The sequence below is a fragment of the Neisseria sp. P0013.S005 genome, assembly GCF_051958425.1.
Lineage (GTDB): Bacteria > Pseudomonadota > Gammaproteobacteria > Burkholderiales > Neisseriaceae > Neisseria > Neisseria subflava.
Genome location: NZ_JBQCVL010000008.1, coordinates 76,927 through 91,921 on the forward strand (window position 1 = coordinate 76,927; position 14,995 = coordinate 91,921).

The 14,995-nt window shown below is 42.2% G+C and carries 29 protein-coding genes, 1 pseudogene and 1 CRISPR repeat array (1 of these 31 cut by a window edge); all 30 genes and pseudogenes read right to left on the reverse strand.

All coding sequences use genetic code 11. The features are described 5' to 3' along the window. Nucleotides 1–861: direct repeats of the CRISPR family, unit length 36 nt; unit sequence ATTGTAGCACTGCGAAATGAGAAAGGGAGCTACAAC (it extends 495 nt beyond the left edge of the window). A 46-nt stretch (nucleotides 862–907) separates the two neighbouring features. Then, nucleotides 908–1,282: a 50S ribosomal protein L17 gene (gene rplQ, locus ACTHTA_RS08800; protein WP_003684792.1), complete on the reverse strand. Its 375-nt coding sequence runs from the start codon at nucleotides 1,280–1,282 to the stop codon at nucleotides 908–910. Between the two features lie 24 nt (nucleotides 1,283–1,306). Further along, nucleotides 1,307–2,293 (reverse strand): DNA-directed RNA polymerase subunit alpha, encoded by a 987-nt coding sequence (locus tag ACTHTA_RS08805; protein ID WP_308887543.1) that lies wholly within the window; start codon nucleotides 2,291–2,293, stop codon nucleotides 1,307–1,309. Nucleotides 2,294–2,318: 25 nt separating this feature from the next. Further along, the gene (gene rpsD, locus ACTHTA_RS08810; RefSeq protein WP_308887545.1) at nucleotides 2,319–2,939 is read right to left on the reverse strand and encodes a 30S ribosomal protein S4; all 621 of its coding nucleotides are present in this window, start codon (nucleotides 2,937–2,939) and stop codon (nucleotides 2,319–2,321) included. Between the two features lie 19 nt (nucleotides 2,940–2,958). After that, on the reverse strand, nucleotides 2,959–3,354 hold the full coding sequence (gene rpsK, locus ACTHTA_RS08815) for a 30S ribosomal protein S11 (protein ID WP_002216249.1): 396 nt from the start codon (nucleotides 3,352–3,354) through the stop codon (nucleotides 2,959–2,961). Nucleotides 3,355–3,373: 19 nt separating this feature from the next. Continuing rightward, nucleotides 3,374–3,736 (reverse strand): 30S ribosomal protein S13, encoded by a 363-nt coding sequence (gene rpsM / locus ACTHTA_RS08820; RefSeq protein WP_003749295.1) that lies wholly within the window; start codon nucleotides 3,734–3,736, stop codon nucleotides 3,374–3,376. 67 nt (nucleotides 3,737–3,803) lie between these two features. Beyond that, a complete protein-coding gene (gene rpmJ, locus ACTHTA_RS08825; protein ID WP_003697674.1) occupies nucleotides 3,804–3,917 on the reverse strand; it encodes a 50S ribosomal protein L36 in 114 nt (37 codons plus the stop codon). 18 nt (nucleotides 3,918–3,935) lie between these two features. Further along, entirely contained in the window at nucleotides 3,936–4,154 is a 219-nt protein-coding gene (gene infA / locus ACTHTA_RS08830; RefSeq protein ID WP_003684714.1) for a translation initiation factor IF-1, read from the reverse strand. 4 nt (nucleotides 4,155–4,158) lie between these two features. After that, complete coding sequence (secY, locus tag ACTHTA_RS08835) at nucleotides 4,159–5,472, reverse strand: preprotein translocase subunit SecY (RefSeq protein WP_070631838.1); 1,314 nt, start codon at nucleotides 5,470–5,472, stop codon at nucleotides 4,159–4,161. 13 nt (nucleotides 5,473–5,485) lie between these two features. After that, a complete protein-coding gene (rplO, locus tag ACTHTA_RS08840; protein WP_049329187.1) occupies nucleotides 5,486–5,920 on the reverse strand; it encodes a 50S ribosomal protein L15 in 435 nt (144 codons plus the stop codon). A gap of 1 nt (nucleotide 5,921) precedes the next feature. Beyond that, nucleotides 5,922–6,107, reverse strand: a complete 186-nt coding sequence (rpmD, locus tag ACTHTA_RS08845; RefSeq protein ID WP_003684808.1) for a 50S ribosomal protein L30 — start codon at nucleotides 6,105–6,107, stop codon at nucleotides 5,922–5,924. Further along, nucleotides 6,100–6,618: a 30S ribosomal protein S5 gene (gene rpsE / locus ACTHTA_RS08850; protein ID WP_003684704.1), complete on the reverse strand. Its 519-nt coding sequence runs from the start codon at nucleotides 6,616–6,618 to the stop codon at nucleotides 6,100–6,102. The genes rpmD and rpsE overlap by 8 nt, the downstream gene beginning before the upstream one ends. Nucleotides 6,619–6,635: 17 nt before the next feature. Beyond that, nucleotides 6,636–6,989 (reverse strand): 50S ribosomal protein L18, encoded by a 354-nt coding sequence (rplR, locus tag ACTHTA_RS08855; RefSeq protein WP_440375760.1) that lies wholly within the window; start codon nucleotides 6,987–6,989, stop codon nucleotides 6,636–6,638. Between the two features lie 13 nt (nucleotides 6,990–7,002). Continuing rightward, a complete protein-coding gene (gene rplF, locus ACTHTA_RS08860) occupies nucleotides 7,003–7,536 on the reverse strand; it encodes a 50S ribosomal protein L6 (protein ID WP_003684811.1) in 534 nt (177 codons plus the stop codon). Nucleotides 7,537–7,549: 13 nt separating this feature from the next. Next, on the reverse strand, nucleotides 7,550–7,942 hold the full coding sequence (gene rpsH, locus ACTHTA_RS08865; RefSeq protein WP_003684738.1) for a 30S ribosomal protein S8: 393 nt from the start codon (nucleotides 7,940–7,942) through the stop codon (nucleotides 7,550–7,552). Between the two features lie 14 nt (nucleotides 7,943–7,956). Next, a complete protein-coding gene (gene rpsN, locus ACTHTA_RS08870; protein WP_070749578.1) occupies nucleotides 7,957–8,262 on the reverse strand; it encodes a 30S ribosomal protein S14 in 306 nt (101 codons plus the stop codon). A gap of 2 nt (nucleotides 8,263–8,264) precedes the next feature. Beyond that, nucleotides 8,265–8,804 carry a 50S ribosomal protein L5 gene (gene rplE / locus ACTHTA_RS08875; protein WP_003684750.1) on the reverse strand — a complete coding sequence of 180 codons (540 nt, stop codon included), beginning with the start codon at nucleotides 8,802–8,804 and terminating at the stop codon, nucleotides 8,265–8,267. Nucleotides 8,805–8,813: 9 nt separating this feature from the next. Continuing rightward, nucleotides 8,814–9,137: a 50S ribosomal protein L24 gene (gene rplX, locus ACTHTA_RS08880; protein WP_003684754.1), complete on the reverse strand. Its 324-nt coding sequence runs from the start codon at nucleotides 9,135–9,137 to the stop codon at nucleotides 8,814–8,816. Nucleotides 9,138–9,148: 11 nt separating this feature from the next. Continuing rightward, entirely contained in the window at nucleotides 9,149–9,517 is a 369-nt protein-coding gene (gene rplN / locus ACTHTA_RS08885; RefSeq protein WP_002215434.1) for a 50S ribosomal protein L14, read from the reverse strand. Nucleotides 9,518–9,745: 228 nt separating this feature from the next. Beyond that, a complete protein-coding gene (rpsQ, locus tag ACTHTA_RS08890) occupies nucleotides 9,746–10,009 on the reverse strand; it encodes a 30S ribosomal protein S17 (RefSeq protein WP_003684766.1) in 264 nt (87 codons plus the stop codon). Then, nucleotides 10,009–10,200: a 50S ribosomal protein L29 gene (gene rpmC, locus ACTHTA_RS08895; protein ID WP_003684705.1), complete on the reverse strand. Its 192-nt coding sequence runs from the start codon at nucleotides 10,198–10,200 to the stop codon at nucleotides 10,009–10,011. The genes rpsQ and rpmC overlap by 1 nt, the downstream gene beginning before the upstream one ends. Continuing rightward, nucleotides 10,200–10,616 carry a 50S ribosomal protein L16 gene (gene rplP / locus ACTHTA_RS08900; RefSeq protein WP_003684741.1) on the reverse strand — a complete coding sequence of 139 codons (417 nt, stop codon included), beginning with the start codon at nucleotides 10,614–10,616 and terminating at the stop codon, nucleotides 10,200–10,202. The genes rpmC and rplP overlap by 1 nt, the downstream gene beginning before the upstream one ends. Beyond that, on the reverse strand, nucleotides 10,600–11,292 hold the full coding sequence (gene rpsC, locus ACTHTA_RS08905) for a 30S ribosomal protein S3 (RefSeq protein ID WP_003684753.1): 693 nt from the start codon (nucleotides 11,290–11,292) through the stop codon (nucleotides 10,600–10,602). Before rpsC ends, rplP begins: the two co-directional genes overlap by 17 nt. Before the next feature lie 9 nt (nucleotides 11,293–11,301). Then, nucleotides 11,302–11,631, reverse strand: a complete 330-nt coding sequence (gene rplV / locus ACTHTA_RS08910) for a 50S ribosomal protein L22 (RefSeq protein WP_003749277.1) — start codon at nucleotides 11,629–11,631, stop codon at nucleotides 11,302–11,304. An 8-nt stretch (nucleotides 11,632–11,639) separates the two neighbouring features. Then, nucleotides 11,640–11,918 carry a 30S ribosomal protein S19 gene (gene rpsS / locus ACTHTA_RS08915; RefSeq protein WP_002215422.1) on the reverse strand — a complete coding sequence of 93 codons (279 nt, stop codon included), beginning with the start codon at nucleotides 11,916–11,918 and terminating at the stop codon, nucleotides 11,640–11,642. A 5-nt stretch (nucleotides 11,919–11,923) separates the two neighbouring features. Continuing rightward, entirely contained in the window at nucleotides 11,924–12,757 is an 834-nt protein-coding gene (rplB, locus tag ACTHTA_RS08920) for a 50S ribosomal protein L2 (protein ID WP_049350999.1), read from the reverse strand. Nucleotides 12,758–12,762: 5 nt separating this feature from the next. Then, nucleotides 12,763–13,077, reverse strand: a complete 315-nt coding sequence (gene rplW / locus ACTHTA_RS08925; protein ID WP_440375759.1) for a 50S ribosomal protein L23 — start codon at nucleotides 13,075–13,077, stop codon at nucleotides 12,763–12,765. Continuing rightward, nucleotides 13,074–13,694 carry a 50S ribosomal protein L4 gene (gene rplD, locus ACTHTA_RS08930; RefSeq protein WP_003684798.1) on the reverse strand — a complete coding sequence of 207 codons (621 nt, stop codon included), beginning with the start codon at nucleotides 13,692–13,694 and terminating at the stop codon, nucleotides 13,074–13,076. Before rplD ends, rplW begins: the two co-directional genes overlap by 4 nt. Further along, nucleotides 13,694–14,338, reverse strand: coding sequence for a 50S ribosomal protein L3 (gene rplC, locus ACTHTA_RS08935; protein ID WP_004464584.1), 645 nt, complete (start codon nucleotides 14,336–14,338; stop codon nucleotides 13,694–13,696). Before rplC ends, rplD begins: the two co-directional genes overlap by 1 nt. A gap of 251 nt (nucleotides 14,339–14,589) precedes the next feature. Beyond that, the gene (gene rpsJ / locus ACTHTA_RS08940) at nucleotides 14,590–14,901 is read right to left on the reverse strand and encodes a 30S ribosomal protein S10 (protein ID WP_002642322.1); all 312 of its coding nucleotides are present in this window, start codon (nucleotides 14,899–14,901) and stop codon (nucleotides 14,590–14,592) included. A gap of 17 nt (nucleotides 14,902–14,918) precedes the next feature. Continuing rightward, nucleotides 14,919–14,995 (reverse strand): annotated as a pseudogene (locus ACTHTA_RS08945) (hypothetical protein); the annotation flags it as partial.

The following is a 14,995-nucleotide window of genomic DNA, read 5'->3' on the forward strand; positions in this document are numbered from 1 at the left end:
AACGCAAATCTCTGACACTTTATCGTCTTCAGCATTGTAGCACTGCGAAATGAGAAAGGGAGCTACAACAGCATTTCAAGCGGGCAGCAAACCTGATTGATTGTAGCACTGCGAAATGAGAAAGGGAGCTACAACAGGAGTAAAGATGTCCCGACTTTATATTGCATTGTAGCACTGCGAAATGAGAAAGGGAGCTACAACTAAAGATTGGGCGTGCTTTTTGCCCAATCTATTGTAGCACTGCGAAATGAGAAAGGGAGCTACAACGTCCTTTTCAGTAGATTGCGATGGTCAAACATTGTAGCACTGCGAAATGAGAAAGGGAGCTACAACGACCTTTACCAACCGCCAGCCGCCTTCGGGATTGTAGCACTGCGAAATGAGAAAGGGAGCTACAACACAGGAACGGGAACAGGAACAACGGGAACAATTGTAGCACTGCGAAATGAGAAAGGGAGCTACAACCGACGAGCGCGACGTAGAAATCTTTGACAAATTGTAGCACTGCGAAATGAGAAAGGGAGCTACAACAAGGAAAGCGGCCGATTGGCCGCTTGTTTAATTGTAGCACTGCGAAATGAGAAAGGGAGCTACAACTGCCGGACAGCCACAGGCGGAGGTGGAAAAATTGTAGCACTGCGAAATGAGAAAGGGAGCTACAACCTGGGAATCGTGCGCATCACAATCTGATAAATTGTAGCACTGCGAAATGAGAAAGGGAGCTACAACATGGGCTAAAGTCTCGTTTATTAGTTGAGGATTGTAGCACTGCGAAATGAGAAAGGGAGCTACAACTCATGGCTTTTCGGGTATATGTAACCCCTGATTGTAGCACTGCGAAATGAGAAAGGGTCTATCCAAATAAAAAAGCACCACCTAAACAGGTAGTGCTTTCATATTAATTTGCTTATTCAGCAGAATCAGCTGCTTTATCAACCAATTCAACCAATGCCAAAGGAGCATTGTCGCCTTTACGGAAACCGTATTTCAGTACACGAACGTAGCCGCCGTTACGAGCGGCAAAGCGTGGACCCAATTCGTCAAACAATTTAACTACAACATCACGATCGCGAGTGCGGTCAAAAGCCAAACGACGGTTTGCCAAAGAAGGTTTTTTACCCAAGGTAATCAAGGGCTCAACTACGCGGCGCAATTCTTTTGCTTTAGGCAAAGTTGTCACGATGGTTTCGTGAGTCAACAAGGAATTCGCCATATTGCGCAGCATCGCAGCACGGTGGCTGCTAGTACGGTTTAATTTGCGGTTGCCATTACGATGACGCATGTCATTATCCTTTAATCTTCAAACTTACGGCTTTTCTAAGCCTACAGGCGGCCAAGCTTCTAATTTGGAACCTAATGTCAGACCTTTAGAGGCCAACACTTCTTTGATCTCATTCAAAGATTTACGACCCAAATTAGGGGTCTTGAGAAGCTCAGTTTCAGTACGTTGAATCAAATCGCCAATATAGTAAATATCTTCAGCTTTCAGACAATTAGCTGAACGTACGGTTAATTCCAAATCATCTACAGGACGCAGCAAGATAGGATCGATAGGAGGCACTTTTTCTTCAACCTCTTCAACCGGAGTACCTTGCAGATCTGCAAAAATAGACATTTGGTCAATTAAGATACGTGCGGCACTACGTACAGCTTCTTCTGGATCAATAGAACCATTGGTTTCAATATCCAAAACCAATTTATCCAAATCCGTGCGTTGCTCTACGCGTGCAGGTTCAACTTCAAAGCTAACACGACTGATGGGCGAAAAGCTCGCATCCAACTGAATCGCACCAATCTGTTTGTTCTCATCACGCAATACGCGACGGCCTGAAACAGATTGATAACCACGACCTTGCTCTACTTTAATTTCCATGTCGATTTGACCATTGTCGGACAAGTGGCAAATAACATGTTCAGGATTGATGATTTCCACATCGTGTGGCAAATCAATATCACCGGCTACAACAGCACCAGCACCTGTTTTTTTCAAAGTCAACTGAACTTGGTTACGACCGTGAAGCTTGAATACGATACCTTTAATGTTCAAGAGAACGTCAACAACATCCTCTTGAATACCATCAATAGTAGAGTATTCGTGCAATACGCCGGAAATAACTACTTCAGTTGGGGCAAAGCCATTCATGGATGACAGTAAGATACGACGCAAAGCATTACCTAAAGTATGACCAAAACCACGTTCAAATGGCTGCATAGACACCTTGGCCCGTGTGGAAGACAAAGTATCTACATCGATTTGACGAGGTTTCAAAAATTCGGTTGTGCTATTTTGCATTTAACTGTCCCTCATTGAGCTAGCATTATTTAGAGTAGAACTCTACCACCAGCTGTTCATTAATATCGCCAGACAATTCTGAGCGATCCGGCATATTTTTGAATACACCTTCCAATTTGTCGGCATCAACAGATACCCAGCTTGGCAAGCCAATTTGAGTAGCCAGGCTCAATGCTTCTTGGATACGTACTTGTTTCTTAGCTTTTTCACGAACAGCTACAACATCACCTGCTTTAACTTGGAAAGAAGGGATATTAACAACTTGACCGTTTACGACGATAGCTTTGTGAGAAACCAATTGACGTGCTTCGGCGCGAGTAGAGCCAAAACCCATACGGTAAACGACATTGTCCAAACGAGACTCCAGCAATTGCAACAGCAATTCACCGGTAGAGCCTTTACGACGAGCTGCTTCCGCGAAGTAACGACGGAATTGACGCTCTAATACGCCATAAATACGACGAATTTTTTGTTTTTCACGTAATTGCAAACCGTAGTCTGACAAACGTGGTTTTTTCACACCGTGTTGACCAGGTGCAGAATCCATTTTACATTTGGAATCTAAAGAGCGACGTGCACTCTTCAAAAACAGATCCGTACCTTCGCGACGTGCTAATTTACATTTAGGGCCAATATAACGTGCCATGTTTTAAATCACTCCAATATTAAATACGACGTTTTTTAGGCGGACGGCAACCGTTATGAGGCAACGGGGTAACGTCAGTAATGCTGGTAATCTTGAAACCAAGAGCGTTTAAAGCACGTACAGAAGATTCGCGACCAGGGCCAGGGCCTTTAATGCGGACTTCTAAATTTTTAACGCCATACTCTTGGGCAACTTTACCAGCTGCTTCTGCTGCAACTTGTGCTGCAAATGGTGTACTTTTACGAGAACCTTTAAAACCAGCGCCGCCAGAGGTAGCCCAAGACAATGCATTGCCTTGACGGTCAGTAATTGTAATGATGGTATTGTTGAAAGATGCATGAACGTGCACAATACCTTCGCTTACGGTTTTACGTACTTTTTTACGTACACGCGAAGCTGTGTTTGCTTTAGCCATTAATCAAATTCCTTAAAATTTATTTCTTACCGGCAATCGCTTTGCGCGGACCTTTACGGGTACGAGCATTTGTGCGAGTGCGTTGACCACGACAAGGCAAGCCACGACGATGACGGAAGCCGCGATAGCAACCCATATCCATCAGTCGTTTAATGCTCATCGTTACTTCACGACGCAAATCGCCTTCAACTTCATATTTAGCAACTTGCTCACGCAAAGCGTCTAATTGAGCCTCGTCCAAATCTTTTGCTTTAGTAGTAGGAGCAATATTTGCTGCCTCACAAATCAATTTAGCACGAGTCGCACCAATACCATAAATAGCCTGAAGGCCAATTACGATATGGGCATTATTAGGGATATTTACCCCTGCAATACGAGCCATATTTTTTCCTTTTTAGGGCAAAGTATGTCACTATACCACAAAATCAATAGTTAAGAAAACTAGCTTCTTAACCTTGACGTTGTTTGTGACGTGGGTCAGTACAAATTACGCGAACTACACGATTACGACGAATAATCTTGCAATTGCGACAAATTTTCTTTACAGAAGGTTGTACACGCATTTTATTTCCTTTTATCGTTTATCTTGCTCGGAAAACAATCCGAGCACGGGTTAAATCATAAGGAGTTAATTCAACTGTTACCTTATCACCTGGAGAAATACGAATATAGTGCATCCGCATTTTGCCAGATATATGACCAAGTACTACATGATCATTTTCCAGTTTTACTTTAAATGTTGCATTGGGCAAAGTCTCAAGGATTTCGCCCTGCATCTGTATGGTATCTTCTTTAGCCATAAGCCTACTTACGTGACAAAGATTTCATATCTGGACGACTTATCAAGTCTTCATACTGACTACTCATTCTATATGAATTGATTTGTGTCCTAAAATCAATTGTAACGACAACCAAAATAAGCAGAGATGTTCCACCTAAATAGAAAGGAACTTTCAATGCCGTCGTTAAAAATTCAGGTATCAGACAGATTGTAGTGATATACAAAGCACCAAATAATGTCAGTCTCAGTACAACTTTTTCCAAATATCTAGAGGTTTGCTCACCCGGGCGAATACCCGGTACAAATGCACCACTCTTCTTCAAATTTTCAGCCATCTCTTTAGGGCTAAATACTAAAGCAGTATAGAAATAGCAGAAGAAGATGATAGTTGTGGCAAATAATACAATATACAAAGGCTGTCCGTGTTGCAGCATTGCAGCAACCTTATAAAGAACAGAATTCGTACTATTTGAACCAAACCAACCTAAAAGTGTAGATGGAAATAAAATGATACTGGAAGCGAAAATAGGAGGAATAACACCTGCCATATTTAGCTTGAACGGCATATGAATGCTTTGTCCCGGCATCATTCCAGAGCCAAACTGTCTTTTAGCATAATGCACAGGAACTTTACGCTGAGCACTCTCAAAATAAACTACAGCATAGATCAACAGCAAAATACCAATCACAATTGATACCGCCATCAACATACTCATAGAGCCTTGTTCAGTCAAAGTTAACATCCGAACAATACCGGATGGAATACCCGATACAATGCCTGCTGTAATAATTAAAGAAATACCATTACCAATACCACGCTCGGTAATTTGCTCCCCTAACCACATCAGAAACATAGTACCTGTAACCAAACAGACTACTGTAGAAATATGAAACTCAAGCGAACTCGTTACAACAACACCTTGCAGATAAACAAATGTTGCAACACCAAAGCTTTGCAATACAGCCAATAATACCGTCCCATACCTAGTATATTTCGTAATTATTTTCCTACCAGCCTCACCTTCCTTCTTTAAAGCTTTTAAAGAAGGAACAATTTCAGAAGCAAGCTGAACAATAATCGATGCCGAAATATAAGGCATGATACCAATTGCAAATATACTAAAGCGCTCCAACGAACCACCCGAGAACATATTTAACATTCCGAATATGCCGTTTGCAGCGCCTTCGTATAACTTAGCTAATGCAACAGCATCTACGCCCGGTACCGGTATATGAGCACCAATACGGAAAACGACTAAAGCACCTAAAAGGAATGCCAGACGTTTTTTCAGATCACCAAATTTGGATAATCCCGATAAAGATTGTTGATTAGCCACTGTAGTGCAAGCCTTATTCTTCTACTTTACCACCGGCAGCCTCAATAGCAGCTTTAGCACCTTTAGTAGCTTTTACACCTTTCAAGGTAACTGCTTTTGAGATTTCACCAGAAGCAATAACTTTTACACTAGAAGCAGTTACAGGAATCAGACCAGCTTGTTTAAGAACCAAGACATCAATCTCGTTCACAGCAATCAGATTTAATTCACTCAAACGAACTTCAGCATTAGCGGCAGCAGTCAAAGATTTGAAACCACGTTTCGGCAGACGGCGTTGCAAAGGCATTTGACCGCCTTCAAAACCTACCTTGTGGAAGCCACCAGAACGGCTTTTTTGACCTTTATGACCACGACCACCTGTTTTACCCAAGCCGCTACCAATACCACGGCCTACACGACGACTAGCGTGAGTAGCACCCTCAGCAGGTTGAATAGTATTCAAAAACATATTAAGACTCCACTTTCAACAAGTAGCTGATTTTATTGATCATGCCACGGTTTTCAGGGGTATCCAAAACCTCTACAGTATGTTCACGGCGGCGCAAACCTAAACCACGAGCACATGCACGATGAGATTCAATTGTACCGATCAGGCTCTTAACCAATGTAACTTTAATCTTTTTTTGCTCAGTCATGGTTAGCTCCCAAAATATCTTCTACTGTCAAGCCACGTTTAGCAGCAATATCAGCAGGGGTATACAGTTTAGACAAACCGTCTAATGTAGCGCGTACAATATTGTAAGGATTAGTAGAACCATGTACTTTAGCTGAGATATTATGGATCCCCATAGCATCAAATACTAAACGCATTGGACCACCAGCTTTTACACCACTACCTTCTTTAGCAGGTTGCATAAATACCTTAGTAGCACCATGACGACCAATAACCTCATGATGAATAGTACCATTTTTCAAAGGTACTTTAATCATAGAGCGTCGAGCTTGATCCATTGCTTTTTGAACAGCAACTGGTACTTCTTTTGATTTACCTTTGCCCATACCGATGCGACCATCACCATCACCAACAACAGTCAGTGCGGAGAAAGCCATGATACGACCACCTTTAACTACTTTAGTCACACGATTAACTGCGACCATCTTTTCAATCAGGCCGTCACCGCGTTCTTCAATTTCATGTTTTGCCATCTGAAAGTCTCCAAATATTAGAAGCTTAAACCATTTTCACGTGCAGCTTCAGCCAAAGCTTTCACACGACCGTGATATTGGAAACCTGAACGGTCAAAAGCAACTTTTTCAACACTCGCTGCTTTAGCTTTTTCAGCAATACGCTTACCAACTACAGCTGCTGCTTCAACGTTACTACCTGATTTCAGGCTACTACGTACTTCAGCTTCCAATGTAGAGGCTTGAGCCAATACTTTATCACCTTCAGCACTAATTACTTGAGCATAAATATGATTATTGCTGCGGAACACACATAATCTTACCATTTTCAAGTCCGCAATACGCGCACGGGTTTTGCGTGCACGACGGAGTCGGGTTGTATGTTTATCCATTAGTGAACCTCAATTATTTTTTCTTGGCTTCTTTCATCACTACTACTTCACCCACATAACGAACACCTTTACCTTTATAAGGTTCAGGAGAACGGAATGCGCGAATTTCAGCAGCGACTTGGCCAACCACTTGTTTATCTGCACCAGTCAAAACGATTTCTGTTTGGCTAGGAGTTTGAACAGAAACACCTTCAGGCATTTCATATACGATTGGATGAGAGAAACCCAAAGACAAGTTCAAAACTTTGCCTTGAGCTTGGGCACGATAACCCACACCAATCAATTGAAGTTTTTTCTCAAAACCTTCAGAAACACCCTTAACCATGTTATTAACCAATGCACGAGCAGTACCAGACATAGCATTAGCCTGTTTACTGTCATTTTTTGCAGCAAAAGTCAATTTACCATCGTTCAGTTCAATAGCAACATCGGAATGCAAAGGAAAAGACAATTCACCGTTTTTACCTTTGATAACCAATGTATCTGTTCCGAATTTTACTTCTACACCAGCAGGAACAGTCACTGGGTTTTTTGCGACGCGTGACATTTACTTTTCTCCACTAGGCTACGATGCACAACAACTCACCACCAACACCCTCAGAACGGGCTTTGCGATCAGTCATTACACCTTTAGAAGTACTAACAATAGCGACACCCAAGCCATTCATTACGCTAGGGATCTCACTTGATGCTTTGTAAATACGCAAACCTGGACGTGAAACACGTTTAATTTGCTCGATCACAGGACGACCTGCATAGTATTTTAATTGAATTTCCAATACCGGTTTTGCATCAGCAGAAACCGCAAAATCCTCGATATAACCTTCTTCTTTCAGAACTTTTGCAATTGCACATTTCAGTTTTGAGGAAGGCATGGCAACTGCTGCTTTATTAGCACGTTGCGCATTGCGAATACGAGTCAACATATCGGAAATAGGATCATGCATACTCATTATTTATACTCCTATTACCAGCTAGCTTTAACAACACCAGGGATCTCGCCACGCATAGCGATTTCACGGATTTTAATACGGCCCAAACCAAATTTACGGAAAGTGCCACGAGGACGACCTGTTAAAGCACAACGACGACGTTGACGTACAGGTGCTGCATTACGAGGAATGGATTGAAATTTCAAACGTGCTTCAAAACGTTCTTCTTCAGTCGTATTAGCATCATTAATAACAGCGAAAATTGCCTCACGTTTAGCTGCAAACTTTTTCGCCAATGCTTGACGTTTCAGCTCACGATTAATAAGTGCTTTCTTAGCCATGATTATCCTTTAAACGGAAACTTGAACAGTGACAACAAAGCTTTCGCTTCTTCATCAGTTTTTGCAGTAGTTGTAATAGTAATATTCAAACCACGCAAAGCATCGATTTTATCATATTCAATTTCCGGGAAAATAATTTGCTCACGAACGCCCATATTGTAATTGCCACGACCATCAAATGATTTACCGCTTACACCACGGAAGTCACGTACGCGAGGCAACGCAATAGTAATCAAACGATCCAAGAATTCAAACATTTGATCACGACGCAATGTTACTTTGCAACCAACTGGATAGTTATCACGGATTTTAAAACCTGCGATAGATTTACGAGCAACAGTAACAACTGGTTTTTGACCAGCAATTTTCTCTAAATCAGAAACAGCATGCTCCATAACTTTTTTATCAGCAACAGCTTCACCCACACCCATATTCAAGGTGATTTTTTCAATACGTGGAACTTCCATTACTGATTTGTAACCAAATTGTTTAACTAATTCAGGAACAACTGTATCTTTATAAAACTCTCTCAAACGAGCCATGTTATCTCCTTATGCTCCAATGATAGAGCCATTTGATTTGAAGAAACGAACGCGTTTAACTTTGCCTTCATTTTCAATCAGCTTAATACCAACACGGTCTGCTTTATTAGTTTCCGGATTCAGGATTGCAATATTAGAAATATCCAAAGGCATTTCTTTAGTAATAATACCACCCTCAATACCACGCATTGGATTAGGTTTTTGATGGCGTTTCACAACATTAACACCCTCAACAACAACTTTATCACCCAACACTCGAACTACTTGACCTTGCTTACCTTTATCTTTACCGGTAATCACTACAACCTGATCGCCTTTAATGATCTTATTCATCGCGCTATTCCTTATAATACTTCAGGCGCCAATGAAACGATTTTCATAAATCGCTCAGTACGCAATTCACGGGTTACCGGACCAAAAATACGGGTACCCAGAGGTTCAAGTTTATTATTCAACAACACAGCAGCATTGTTATCGAATTTAATTAACGCACCATCAGGACGACGTACACCCTTAGCAGTACGAACAACTACCGCATTGTATACATCACCTTTTTTGACACGACCACGTGGGGCTGCATCCTTAACTGCAACTTTAATAATGTCGCCAACAGAAGCGTAGCGACGCTTAGATCCGCCCAATACTTTGATGCACATTACGCGACGCGCACCAGAGTTATCAGCCACATCTAAGATGGTCTGCATTTGAATCATATTAGTACCTTTAAATTAACCAACTTAATTTACCACTTTCATATAACTCGCACCTTACTTTAAGCTGCTTATTAAATGAAACCTTCACGGTTCTAGTAAACCAGTCTTGGATCCCGAAGGGAGAGAAACTTCCATAAGAAGCTGGAAGATAAGAAACGAAGTTTACACGCAAATTAACTTTGCTGCAAGACTTCGTTTCTTAATTAAGCTACATTACTGTGTTCTAAATCAAACAGTACGGGCTTTCTCAACCAATTCTTTTACAACCCAAGACTTGGTTTTTGACAAAGGACGAGATTCCTCAATTACCACTACATCACCAATGCCATATTGATTGTTTTCATCATGGGCATGGATTTTAGTTGATAAACGAATAATTTTACCGTACAGAGGGTGTTTAACTTTACGCTCAACCAATACTGTAACAGTTTTGTCCATTTTGTCGCTTACCACTTTGCCTTGCAAAGTACGAACATTTTTAGCTTCGCTCATTACTTAGCACCTTTTTCAGTTAAAATGGTTTTAATACGAGCAATATCGCGACGTACACGTTTCAACTCGCTAGATTTACCCAACTGACCGGTTGCATTTTGCATGCGTAAGCCAAACTGAGCTTTCAACAAGTCCAACAAATCAGAGTTTAATTGCTCAATAGATTTGTCTTTCAATTCATTTGCTTTCATTATTGACCCACCTGTCTTACTACAAAGGTTGTAGGAATAGGCAATTTGGCAGCGGCCAATTCAAATGCTTCACGAGCCAAAGACTCAGGAACACCGTCCATTTCGTACAATACTTTGCCTGGTTTAACTTCAGCAATGTAATATTCCACATTACCTTTACCGCCACCCATACGAACTTGGATAGGTTTCTCAGTAATTGGTTTATCAGGGAATACACGAATCCAAATACGACCGCCACGTTTAATATGACGAGTCATAGTACGACGAGCAGCTTCGATTTGGCGGGCAGTCAAACGACCACGACCTACGGCTTTCAAACCGAACTCACCGAAACTTACTTTGTTACCGCGAGTAGCAATACCGGTGTTACGACCTTTTTGTTGCTTGCGATATTTCAGTCTAGTTGGCTGCAGCATTACGTCCACCTGCCTTTCTTTGTTTCTTCTCATGCTCAGGTTTAGAAGATTTAATATTACCTTCTGTATAAACCCAAACTTTCAGACCCAGTACACCATAAGTAGTGTGTGCTTCGCTAGTTGCATAATCTACGTTCGCACGCAAAGTATGTAAAGGTACACGACCTTCACGGTACCATTCACTACGAGCGATATCAGCACCATTCAGACGGCCTGAAGTCATGATCTTGATGCCTTTAGCACCAGAACGCATTGCATTTTGCATTGCACGTTTCATAGCACGACGGAATTGAACACGTTTTTCAAGCTGCTGGGCAATACCATCAGCAATGATTTGCGCATCCAATTCAGGACGACGAATCTCTTCAATATTTACATGAACAGGCACACCCATCAGAGCTTGCAAGTCACGTTTCAAAATTTCGATATCCTCGCCTTTTTTACCAATAACCACACCTGGACGAGCAGAGTGAATGGTAATACGTGCAGATTTAGCAGGACGCTCGATTACTACGCGACCAACTGAAGCATTGGCCAGTTTTTTACGCAAGTAATTACGAACATCAATATCTTGTTTCAAAACAGTAGAAAAGTCGGTGCTTTTAGCAAACCATTTTGAAGCCCAGTCTTTAGTTACCGCCAGGCGAAAGCCTGTAGGGTTAATCTTTTGTCCCATAGCTTTTCCTTAGTTGCCCACTGTCACGTTAATATGACAAGTTTGTTTCTCGATGCGGTTACCGCGACCTTTGGCACGAGCTTGGAAACGTTTCAAGCTTGGGCCTTTGTCAACAAAGATAGTTACCACTTTCAGTTCGTCAATGTCGGCACCATTGTTGTGCTCGGCATTGGCGATTGCTGATTCCAACACTTTTTTAATCAGCTCAGCACCTTTTTTAGGGCTGAATGCCAAGATATTCAAAGCTTGGGCAACGTCTTTACCACGAATCAAATCAGCTACTAAACGAGCTTTTTGAGCTGAAATACGGGCGTTTTTATGTTGTGCACTTACTCTCATGATTCACCTTATTTCTTTTTAGCCTTTTTATCAGCCAAGTGGCCTTTAAAGGTACGGGTCAATGAGAACTCACCTAATTTATGACCAACCATGTTGTCGCTGATGAACACAGGCACGTGAGTGCGACCGTTGTGAACAGCGATAGTCAGACCGATGAAATCAGGCAAAATGGTAGAACGACGTGACCAAGTTTTAATTGGGCGTTTGTCGTTGCTTGCACGAGCAGCATCTACTTTTTTCAGCAAATGCAGGTCTACATATGGGCCTTTTTTTAATGAACGAGCCATACTAATTAACCTTTATTTGAGTAACGACGACGAACAATCATGTTATCCGTGCGTTTGTTATTACGAGTGCGGTAGCCCTTAGCAGGAGTACCCCATGGGCTAACCGGTTCGCGAGCCTCACCAGTACGGCCTTCACCACCACCATGTGGGTGATCAACAGGGTTCATTACAACACCACGAACGGTCGGACGAATACCACGCCAGCGGTTAGCACCAGCTTTACCGATTTTTTTCAGGCTTTGTTCTTCGTTACCAACTTCACCGATAGTTGCACGGCAATTTACGCTAATTTTGCGTACTTCACCAGAACGCAAACGAACTTGTGCGTAAGCACCTTCTTTTGCAAGCAATACCGCAGAAGCACCAGCAGAACGTGCAATTTGTGCACCTTTACCTGGTTTCATTTCGATACAGTGAATAGTTGTACCAACAGGAATATTGCGGATCGGCAGAGTGTTACCTACTTTGATAGCAGCTTCAGCACCGGAAACCAATACTGCACCGGCTTGAATACCACGTGGAGCAATGATGTAGCGACGCTCGCCATCTGCATAGCACAACAGTGCGATAAATGCAGTACGGTTAGGGTCATATTCGATACGCTCTACTTTTGCAGGGATACCATCTTTGTTACGTTTAAAATCTACGATGCGGTAATGATGTTTATGGCCACCACCTTTATGACGGGTAGTGATATGACCATTGTTGTTACGACCGGCAGTAGAATTTTTCTTTTCCAGCAGAGGTGCATAAGGTGCACCTTTGTGCAAACCTTCTGTTACCACGCGAACCATGCCGCGACGGCCTGCAGAGGTCGGCTTCATTTTAACGATTGCCATTTTGTTTATTCCTTATCTGCAGCTGCAGCAGCGGCTTCCAAATCCAACTCTTGACCGACAGCCAAGCTTACATAAGCCTTTTTAACATCGCTGCGACGACCTAAAGTGCGACCAAAACGTTTAACTTTACCTTTAATGGTAACAGTAGTAACGTCTGCAACTTGAACGCCGAACAGCAGCTCAACAGCCGCTTTAATTTCAGGTTTAGTTGCATTTGCCAAAACTTTAAACGTCATTTGGTTACATTTTTCAGCCAATACGTTGCTTTTTTCAGAAACGATAGGTGCCAAGATTACTTGAGTCAAACGTTGTTGATTCATACCCATTGCTCCTCTAATTGTGCAACTGCATCTTTAGTGATAACGACTTTTTTGTAACGCAGCAAGCTGTAAGGATCAACTTGTTGAGCTTCCAAAACCAATACGTTAGGCAAGTTGCGTGAAGCCAAGTAAACATTCTCGTCGAGCTGTTTAGTTACAAACAGAACTTGCTCCAAACCCAAATTTTTCACTTGTTCAGCAAAAACTTTAGTTTTAGGAGTTTCAGCAGTCAATGCTTCGATTGCAAACAAACGTTCATCACGAGCCAATTGGGACAAAATAGTCGCCATACCGGCACGGTACATTTTACGGTTCACTTTTTGAGTGAAGTTTTCATCAGGTTTGTTTGGGAATGCACGACCACCTTTACGCCACAGCGGAGAAGAAGTCATACCGGAACGAGCACGGCCGGTACCTTTTTGGCGCCATGGTTTTTTAGTAGAGTGGTTTACTTCGGCACGAGTTTTTTGAGCACGATTACCAGAACGGGCATTTGCTAAGTAAGCAGTAACCAGTTGGTGAACCAGAGCTTCATTGTATTCACGAGCAAACAAAGCATCAGAAACAGCCAAGCTGCCAGATACTTGTCCTTTAGCGTCAATTACTTTCAATTCCATTACGCACCTACTTTCACGCTAGGACGAACCACGACGTCGCTGTTAACCGAACCAGGAACAGCACCTTTAACCAACAAGAGTTGGCGTTCAGCATCAACACGTACAACTTCCAATTTTTGAACAGTTGCTTTAGTGTTACCGTATTGACCTGCCATACGTTTACCAGGGAACACGCGACCAGGGTCTTGTGCCATACCGATAGAACCAGGAACACGGTGAGAACGGGAGTTACCGTGGGAAGTACGTTGAGCACCGAAGTTATGACGTTTGATCGTACCAGAGAAACCTTTACCTTTAGAGGTACCGGTTACATCTACCAATTGACCAACTTCAAACATAGAAACGGTAATTTCATCACCGGCTTTCAATTCAGCCAGTTTTTCTTCAGTCAAAGCAAATTCAACCAAACCACGACCAGCTTCAACACCTGCTTTAGCAAAGTGACCAGCTTCAGTTTTGTTGACACGATTAGCTTTTTTCTGACCAAAGGTAACTTGTACAGCAGTGTAGCCGTCAGTATCTTTGGATTTCACTTGTGTAACGCGGTTGGCAGACATATCCAAAACAGTTACCGGAACAGAAACACCCTGTTCATCGAACACGCGAGTCATACCAACTTTGCGTCCAACCAGACCTAAAGTCATGATTATTTTCCTTTTAAGTAAAGGGGCGGGCTACGATTGGCCTGCCTTTCAGACAAAGTTAAACTTGATACGGATGTACCAAGTCCGCCATTATAATTGACAAATCAAAGAAATATCAACAAAAATTTCAATTTAACTTCTTAAACCCATCATTTTTTTCGGATGAAGTGTTGCCAAATATCTGAAAATTTTCAGACAGCCTAAGAATTCTATAAAAAACCGAACAGCTAAGCTGTTCGGTTTTTCAGTTCTTATTGAACTTTAATTTCTACATCTACACCTGCTGGAAGATCCAGTTTCATCAGTGCATCAGTAGTTTTGTCAGTCCAGTCCACGATGTCCATCAGACGCAAGTGGGTACGGATTTCCAATTGTTCACGAGAAGTTTTGTTCACGTGAGGAGAACGCAAGATGTTGAAACGTTCGATTTTAGTTGGCAAAGGAATTGGACCTTTAACAACAGCACCAGTACGTTTGGCAGTTTCAACGATTTCTTGTGCGGAACGGTCAATCAGACTGTAATCATAAGCTTTCAGGCGGATACGGATTTTTTGGTTTGCCATTTATCAATATCCCTCAATTAAGCGATTACAGAAGAAACCACACCCGCACCTACGGTACGACCACCTTCGCGAATCGCAAAGCGCAGACCTTCTT